The 9,399-nt window shown below is 70.1% G+C and carries 3 protein-coding genes; all 3 read right to left on the bottom strand.

All coding sequences use genetic code 11. The features are described 5' to 3' along the window. Positions 1–1,123 (bottom strand): beta-ketoacyl synthase N-terminal-like domain-containing protein (locus tag SSP08S_RS54110; protein WP_439654614.1); only part of this gene is annotated, 1,123 nt, incomplete at its 3' end. Positions 1,124–1,175: 52 nt separating this feature from the next. Further along, positions 1,176–6,671, bottom strand: coding sequence for a type I polyketide synthase (locus SSP08S_RS54105; RefSeq protein WP_019075974.1), 5,496 nt, complete (start codon positions 6,669–6,671; stop codon positions 1,176–1,178). A gap of 57 nt (positions 6,672–6,728) precedes the next feature. Further along, entirely contained in the window at positions 6,729–9,395 is a 2,667-nt protein-coding gene (locus SSP08S_RS57955; RefSeq protein WP_281176187.1) for a type I polyketide synthase, read from the bottom strand. Positions 9,396–9,399 lie beyond the last annotated feature (4 nt).

Genomic DNA, 9,399 nt, shown 5'->3' with positions numbered 1-9,399 from the left:
CATGACCGATGTTCGACTTCAACGACCCCAACCACAAAGGCCGTTCAGTGGTGTGCTCCTGACCGTAGGTCGCCAACAACGCCTGCGCCTCGATCGGATCACCCAACGTCGTGCCCGTCCCGTGCGCCTCCACCACATCCACATCAGCAGCAGACACCCGCGCACTCGCCAACGCCGCCCGGATCACCCGCTCCTGCGACGGACCATTCGGCGCCGTCAACCCATTCGACGCACCATCCTGATTCACCGCAGAACCACGCACCACCGCCAGCACTTCGTGCCCGTTGCGCCGCGCATCCGACAACCGCTCAAGAAGCAGAACACCAGCACCCTCGGCCCACCCCGTGCCGTCCGCCGCGTCCGCAAACGCCTTGCACCGACCGTCCACGGCCAGCCCGCGCTGCCGCGAGAACTCCACGAACGAACCGGGGTGGGCGAGCACCGCGACGCCGCCCGCGAGGGCCATCGAGCACTCGCCGCTCCGCAGTGACTGAGCCGCGAGATGGATGGCGACCAGGGACGACGAGCAGGCCGTGTCCACCGTCACCGCCGGACCCTCAAGCCCCAGCGCGTACGACACCCGACCGGTCACGACGCTTCCCGAGTTGCCCGTGCCGAGAAAGCCTTCGAGGCCTTCGGGAGCCTGGTCCAGTTTGCTCGCGTAGTCGTGGTACATCACGCCCGAGAACACCCCGACGTCCTGACCCTTGAGCGAGGTCGGCGCGAGGCCGGCGCGTTCCAGCGCCTCCCAGGACACTTCGAGCATCAGCCGCTGCTGCGGGTCCATCGCCAGCGCCTCACGCGGGGAGATCCCGAAGAACCCGGCGTCGAAGTCGCCGGCCTCTTCCAGGAAGCCGCCTCGACTGACGTACGACTTACCGGGTTTGCCGGGGTCGGGGTCGAAGAGGTTGTCGAGGTCCCAGCCGCGGTCGGCCGGAAAGTCCACCAGCCCCTCCCGCTCCTCGGACACCAGCCGCCACAACTCCTCCGGCGAACCCACCCCGCCCGGCAGCCGGCAGCCCATCCCCACGATCGCGATCGGTTCCGCAGTGGCCGCGGTGATCCTTTGGTTCTCGCGTGCCAGCCGCTCGTTCTCCAGCAGGGAGGCCCGCAGAGCCTCCACGAGCTTGTCGTACGGGGTGGTCATGCGGATTCCTCCGGTCGTCACGGATCGGTCAGTTGGTGCTGGTGCCGAGCGCCCGCTCGACAAGGTCGCTCACGTCCATGTCGGCGATCAGTTCGGCGTCACCGGGGCCCTCGTCGGGCACGGTCGTCGCCCGCGGAGCCGCAGACCTCAACAGCTCCTGGAGCACGCCCAGTTCACGCAGCCGGCTGATGGGCACGGTGGCCAGGGCGTGGCGGATCTCCGCCTCGTCGATCCCGGCCTCGCTCCCGAGCGCTTCCTGTGCGCCGTCGCCGTTGCTCCCGGAACCGTTCGTACGACCGTTCCCGGGCAGGAGTTCCTGGCGCAGCCGCTGCGCGAGTGCGGCGGGGGTGGGGTGGTCGAAGACGAGGGTGGCGGGCAGCCGCACCCCGGTCGCGTCGGTCAGCCGGTTGCGCAGCTCGACCGCGGTGAGCGAGTCGAAGCCCACCTCTTTGAAGGCCCTTCGCACGCTGATCGTGTCGGGGGTGGCATGCCCCAGGACGGTCGCCGCGTTCGTACGCACCAGGTTGACGAGGAACCGGTTCTGTTCGGTTTCGGTGAGTGCGGCCAGCCGCCGGGCCAATACCGGCCCGCCCTCCTCAACACCCGACTCCACCACCCGGCGCGGCACCCGCACCAGATTCCGCAACAACACCGGCAACTCACCCGACACCGCCTGTCCCCGCAACACCCCGAAATCGAAGCGCGCGGGCACCAACACCCCATCCCCCACCGACAGCGCCGCATCCAGCAGCGCCATCCCCTCACCCTCACCCAGCCCCACCAGACCGCCCCGGCTCATCCGCGCACGATCCGCTCCGCCCAGGTGACCCGTCATCCCACTCGCATCAGCCCACAACCCCCACGCCAACGACACCCCCGGCAAGCCGGCAGCCCGCCGCCGCACCGCCAACCCGTCCAGATAGCCGTTCGCCGCCGCGTAGTTCGCCTGCCCCGCACTCCCGAACACCCCCGCACCCGAGGAGAACAACACGAACGCCACCAGACCCAGACCCTCGGTCAGCTCATGCAGATGCCACGCCGTATCCGCCTTCGGACCGAACACCGACCCCAGGCGTTCCTCCGACAACGACGCCACCACCCCGTCGTCCAACGCCCCCGCCGCATGCACCACACCCCGCAACGGAAACTCCACCGGCACCGCCCCCAGGACCCGCTCCACCTCCTCCCGCCGGGAAACATCCGCCGCAACAAACGTCACCCGCGCGCCCAGACCCTCCAACTCCGCCGCCAACTCAGCAGCCCCAGGCGCCGCATCGCCCCGACGCGACACCAACACCACACTCCGCACCCCATGACGCACCACCACATGACGCGCCACAAAACCACCCAACAACCCCGTCCCACCCGTCACCAGAACAGAACCGTCTCCACCAACCTCCGACAGACCGCCATCCACCACATCGGCCCGCACCCGCGCCAACCGGGGCACGCTCGCCCCGCCCTCGCCGCCGAGCACCACCTGCGGCTCCCCCGAAGCCACTACAGCCCCCAACCGCTCCCGCCACGCACTCCCGACCACGTCCCCCGCATCCACCAGCACCACCCGCCCTGGATGCTCCACCTGCACCGACCGCACCAACCCCCACACCGCCGACACCACCGACGAACCCGACACCACACCCCGCGTCACCACCACCAACCGCGACCCGGGCGAACCCCCCAACCACCCCTGAACCGACTCCAACACCCCAGCAACCACCCCACGCACCACCACCGGATCACCGCTGTCCGCCACCCCCGTCAGATCAAGCACCGCCTCATCCGGCACCACACCACCCGACCCACCCACCACCGGAACCGGAACCGGAACCCACTCCACCCGGAACAACGACTCAACCGCCGCCACCCCCACCGACGACAACTCACCCACACCCACCGGCCGCAACACCAACGACCCCACCACAGCCACCACAACCCCCAACCCATCCGCCACCACCAACGAGAAGCCGTCGGTGCCGATGGGAGTCGCCTTCAGACGGAGGACCGAGGCGCCGGCCGCGTGGACGGTGACCTCGTTCCAGGCGAACGGCAGCAGCAGGTTTCCGGGCTCCGGGTCGGGGATGCCCGCGAAGTTGGTGGCCTGCAACGCCGCGTCGAAGAGGGCGGGGTGCAGGGTGTAGCGACCGGCCTCCGGTTCCTGTTCCTCGGGGAGCGCGAGTTCCGCGAAGACCTCGTCACCGCGCTTCCAGGCCGCCTTCAACCCCTGGAACGACGGACCGTACTCATAACCACGCCCCGCCAACCCCTCATAGAAACCAGCCACATCCACCGGCTCCGCCCCCACCGGCGGCCACTGGGCGAGGTCGGTGACGGGGGCCGGTCCTTCCTGGGCCAGGAAGCCGGTGGCGTGCCGGGACCACGGAGCGTCGACGAGGGCGTCGTCGGGACGCGAATGGATGGCGACCGCCCGGCGCGCCGTACCGTCGGGCTCGCTCAGGGTGACCTGGACGTGCACTCCGCCGGTCGGCGGCAGGACGAGCGGCGCCTCGATCACCAGCTCGTCCACGAAGCGGTGGCCGACCTCCTCGCCCGCGCGGACGGCGAGTTCGAGGAGCGCGGTGGCGGGCAGCAGGCAGACACCCGACGCCGCGTGGTCACGCAGCCAGGGGTGGGTGGTGAGGGACAGCCTGCTGGAGAAGAGCAGTCCGCCGCCGTCCGCCACACCGGTCACGGCGCCGAGCAGCGGGTGTTCGGCGGGGACAAGACCGATGGCGTTGGCGTCACCGCCGGCGGTGACGGCTCCGGGGTCGGGCGAGAGCCAGTACCGCTGGTTGCGGAAGGAGTAGGTCGGCAGTTCCAGATAGGCGTGCGCGCTCGTACCGAAGGCCTCGGACCAGTCCACGGCCACGCCCGCGGTGTGGAGTTGGGCGACCGATGCCAGGAACCGCCGGAGTCCGCCGTCGTCACGGCGCAGTGATCCGGTGACCACTGCCGATATGTCCTCGTTCTGTTCCAGCACCGCCTGGACGCTGGTGGTCAGCACGGGGTGCGGGCTGGGTTCCACGAAGACGCGGAACCCGTTCTCGGCGAGGGTTTCGACGGCTCCGGCGAAGTCGACGGTCCGGCGCAGGTTCCGGTACCAGTATTCGGCGTCGAAGCCGGGGCCGTTCATCCAGGCGCCGTCGCAGGTCGAGAAGAAGGGGATGACGGGCTGCGACGGCTTCACGTCGGCCAGCGCCGTCAGGATGTCCTCCCGGGCGCTCTCCACGTACGAGGTGTGCGAGGCGTAGACGGCGGAGTCGACACGGCGGGCCGGGATGTCCTCGGCCTGGAGTTCCGCGACCAGTTCGTCGAGTGCCTCGGGCAGGCCTCCGACGACCACGGCGGAGGGGCTGTTGACGGCCGCCAGCTCGATGCGGCCCTCCCAGCGTGCGATGCGGGCGACCGCCTTCTCGCGCGAGAGGGCGAGCGAGGCGAGACCCCCGCTGCCCGCGAGGCTGCCGACGGCCGTCGAACTGCGTACGGCGATCACCTGGGCCGCGTCCTCCAGCGAGAGCGCGCCCGATATGTGCGCCGCGGCGACCTCGCCCTGGGAGTGGCCGATGACGGCGTCCGGAGTCACCCCGTAGTGCTGCCACAGCCTGGTGAGGGAGACCGCGACGGCGAACAGGACGACCTGTACGACGTCCGGCCGGTCCAGCGGGGGCGCGCCCTCGGTGCCGCGGAGCACGTCGAGGAGCGACCAGTCGATGTGCGGAGCGAGTGCCTCGGCGACGGCGTCCATCGCCCGGGCGAACACCGGTGAGTTCTCCAGGAGTTCGAGCCCCATGCCGGCCCACTGGGAACCCTGGCCGGCGAAGACAAACACCTTCTTCCCCTCGACGTCGGCGGTGCCGGTGACCACGTGGGGTGCCGGTGTCCCGTCGGCCAGCGCGTCGAGCCCGGCGAGGCCCTCGGCCGGCGTCGCGGCCAGGACGACGGCGCGGTCGTCGAGTTGGGCGCGGGTGTACGCCAGCGCCCGGCCGACCTCGGCAACCGGGACGTCACCCGCGTCGCGCACGAACGCCGCCAGCCGCGCGGCCTGCGCGGCGAGCGCACCGGTCCCACGGCCCGACACGGGCCACGGCACCACGGGGGGCGCCGGCTCCTGGGCCAACTCCTCGGGTACGTCGACGAGTTCGGGGACTTGCTCCAGGATGACGTGGGCGTTGGTGCCACTCACCCCGAACGACGACACACCTGCCCGGCGCGGCCGGTCCACCTTCGGCCACTCACGCGCCTCCGTCAGGAGTTCCACCGCACCCGAGGACCAGTCCACGTGCGACGACGGCGCATCGACGTGCAACGTCCGCGGCAGCACACCGTGCCGCAGCGCCTCGACCATCTTGATGATCCCCGCCACACCCGCAGCCGCCTGCGTATGCCCGATGTTCGACTTCAACGACCCCAGCCACAAAGGCCGTTCAGCCGAATGCTCCTGACCGTAGGTCGCCAGCAACGCCTGCGCCTCGATCGGATCACCCAGGGTCGTGCCCGTCCCATGGGCCTCCACCACATCCACATCGGCGGCCGACACCCGCGCACCCGCCAACGCCGCCCGGATCACCCGCTCCTGCGACGGACCGTTCGGCGCCGTCAACCCATTCGACGCACCATCCTGATTCACCGCAGAACCACGCACCACCGCCAACACCCGACGCCCCGCACGCCGCGCATCCGACAACCGCTCCAACAACAGAACCACCGCACCCTCGGCAAGTCCGGTTCCGTCGGCGGAGTCGGAGAACGCCTTGCAGCGGCCGTTCGACGCCAGTCCGCGCTGTCGGCTGAAGTCCACGAAGACCTCGGGCGTCGACATGACGGCGACACCGCCCGCGAGCGCCATGGAGCACTCGCCGCTCCGCAGCGCCTGAGCGGCGAGATGCACGGCGACCAGCGACGAGGAGCAGGCCGTGTCCACGGTGACCGACGGCCCTTCGAGCCCCAGGACGTAGGAGACCCGGCCGGACAGCACGCTGCCGGAGTTGCCTATCCCGAAGTACCCTTCCAGGCCGTCCGGGAGCTCTTCGACGTTGTCGGCGTAGTCGTGGAACATCAGCCCCGAGAAGACACCGACGTCCTGGCCCTTCAGCGCGGCCGGGTTGATTCCGGCCCGCTCGACCACTTCCCAGGACACTTCGAGCATCAGCCGCTGCTGCGGGTCCACCGCGAGAGCCTCACGGGGAGAGATCCCGAACAGCTCGGCGTCGAAGTCGCCCGCCCCGTCCAGGAATCCGCCCTGGTCGACATAGGTGCGGCCGGTCCGGCCCGGGTCGGGGTCGAAGAGATTGTCCAGGTCCCAGCCGCGGTCGCCGGGAAAGCCGGTCAACGCGTCGGTGCCGTCCTCGACCAGCCGCCACAGCTCCTCGGGGGAGGTGACTCCGCCCGGCAGCCGGCACCCCATCCCCACGATCGCGATCGGCTCTGTCGCCTCCGCGTCGAGATCGCGGAGCTTCTTGCGGGTCTGCTGAAGGTCGGACAGCACCCGCTTGAGGTAGTCGCGCAGCTTTTCGTCGTTGGACATACTTCTCCCCTTGAGCCTCTCCCCTGGATGTGGCCGAGCGCGCGCTGACGGAGTCCCTCAGGACAGTCCGAGCTCCTTGTCGATCAGTTCGAAGATCTCGTCGTCGGTCGCCGATTCGATGTCGACCTTCTCGGCCTCGCCGTCGTCACCGGCGTCGCCGAGAAGGCTGTCCCACCGGTCGACGAGTACCTGGAGCCGTGCCGAGACCTTGCCGTGCACGTCCGCGTTGACAGTGGCGGTGGCCAACGCCTTTTCCAATGTGGCGAGTTCGAGGAGCACGGTCGGTGTGGGCGCGCTGTCCGCGATGTCGAGCCGATCCCGAAGGTGCTCGGCGAGTGCGGCGGGGGTGGGGTGGTCGAAGACGAGGGTGGCGGGCAGCCGTACACCCGTGGCCTCGGTCAGCCGGTTGCGCAGCTCGACCGCGGTGAGCGAGTCGAAGCCCACCTCCTTCAGCTGCTGCGTCGCCTTGATGCTGTCCACGGTGGCGTGCCCGAGGACGGCGGCGGCATTGCCGCGTACCAGGTCCAGGAGCTGGTTGAGCTGTTCGGTTTCGGTGAGTGCGGCCAGTCGCCGGGCCAGTACCGGACCACCCTCCTCAACACCCGACTCCACCACCCGGCGCGGCACCCGCACCAAGTTCCGCAACAACACCGGCAACTCACCCGACACCGCCTGTCCCCGCAACACCCCGAAATCGAAGCGCGCCAGCACCAACACCTCACTGCCCGCCGACAGCGCCGCATCCAGCAGCGCCATCCCCTCACCCTCACCCAGCCCCACCAGACCGCCACGGCTCATCCGCGCACGATCCGCTCCGCCCAGATGACCCGTCATCCCACTCGCATCAGCCCACAACCCCCACGCCAACGACACCCCCGCCAACCCCGCAGCCCGCCGCCGCACCGCCAACCCGTCCAGATAGCCGTTCGCCGCCGCGTAGTTCGCCTGCCCTGCACTCCCGAACACCCCCGCACCCGAGGAGAACAACACGAACGCCACCAGACCCAGACCCTCGGTCAGCTCATGCAGATGCCACGCCGTATCCGCCTTCGGACCGAACACCGACCCCAGGCGTTCCTCCGACAACGACGCCACCACCCCGTCGTCCAACGCCCCCGCCGCATGCACCACACCCCGCAACGGAAACTCCACCGGCACCGCCCCCAGCACCCGCTCCACCTCCTCCCGACGCGACACGTCCGCCGCGACAAACGTCACCCGCGCGCCCAAGCCCTCCAACTCCGCCGCCAACTCAGCGGCCCCAGGCGCCGCATCGCCCCGACGCGACACCAACACCACACTCCGCACCCCATGACGCACCACCACATGACGCGCCACAAACCCACCCAACAACCCCGTCCCACCCGTCACCAGAACAGAACCGTCCGGCCCCACCGCCGACAGACCGGACTCCGCCAGACCGGCCTCGTCCACCCCGCCCACCGCTTCGGCCCGCACCCGCCCCAACCGCGGCGCCCGCACCAACCCCTCATCCCCGAGCACCACCTGCGGCTCCCCCGAAGCGACCACCGCGCCCAACCGCTCCCGCCACCCATCCACGGCATCACCGGCATCGACCAGCACCACTCGCCCCGGATGCTCCACCTGCACCGACCGCACCAACCCCCACACCGCCGACACCACCGACGAACCCGACACCACACCCCGCGTCACCACCACCAACCGCGAACCACCACCCGAGCCCGACGGCTGCCCCAACCACCCCTGAACCGACTCCAACACCCCAGCAACCACCCCACGCACCACCACCGGATCACCCGAATCCGGCACCCCCGTCAGATCAAGCACCGCCTCATCCGGCACCACACCACCCGACCCACCCACCACCGGAACCGGAACCCACTCCACCCGGAACAACGACTCAACCGCCGCCACCCCCACCGACGACAACTCCCCCACACCCACCGGCCGCAACACCAACGACCCCACCACAGCCACCACAACCCCCAACCCATCCGCCACCACCAACGAGACGGCATCAGGAGCCGAGGCCACGGCGCGGATACGGAGGTTGCCGGCGCCCAGTGCGTGCAGGCTGAAGTCGTTCCAGGCGAACGGGAGCAGTACGTTGCCCTCCTGGGCCCGAGGGGCGGCTCCGAGGTTGGTCGCCTGCAACGCCGCGTCGAGGAGTGCGGGGTGCAGGCCGTACTGTCCGGCCTCGGCTCGCAGCTCTTCCGGGAGTGCCACTTCGGCGAAGACCTCGCCACCGCGCCTCCAGGCCGCCTTCAACCCCTGGAACGACGGACCGTACTCGTAACCACGCCCCGCCAACCCCTCATAGAAACCAGCCACATCCACCGGCTCCGCCCCCACCGGCGGCCACTGGGCGAGGTCGAAGTCCGGTGTCTCCGTGTCCGGTTCGGACGCGAGCAGACCGCTGACGTGCCGGGTCCAGGGCGCTCCGTCCGCGCTGTCCGCTCGCCGTGAGTGCACGGTGAGCGGGCGCCGTCCGGTCTCGTCGGGGCCGGCCACGGTCACCTGCAGCTTCAGTTCGCCCTGCTCGGGCAGGACGGCCGGAGCCTCGATCACCAGCTCGTCGACCACCGGGTGGCCGACCTCTTCACCTGCGCGGGCGGCGAGTTCGAGCAGGACTGTGCCCGGGACGAGCGGGTTCCCGCCGACGCGGTGGTCGTCGAGCCATGGGTGTGTCTTCAGCGAGATCCGGCCGGTGAACACCACCCCGTCCGCATCCGGCAACTCCACCACC

This window comes from Streptomyces hokutonensis (assembly GCF_000376565.1).
In the GTDB taxonomy this organism is placed as follows: Bacteria; Actinomycetota; Actinomycetes; order Streptomycetales; family Streptomycetaceae; genus Streptomyces; species Streptomyces hokutonensis.
The sequence above is the reverse complement of the archived record's forward strand: the minus strand, read 5'-3'. Positions and strand labels throughout refer to the sequence as shown.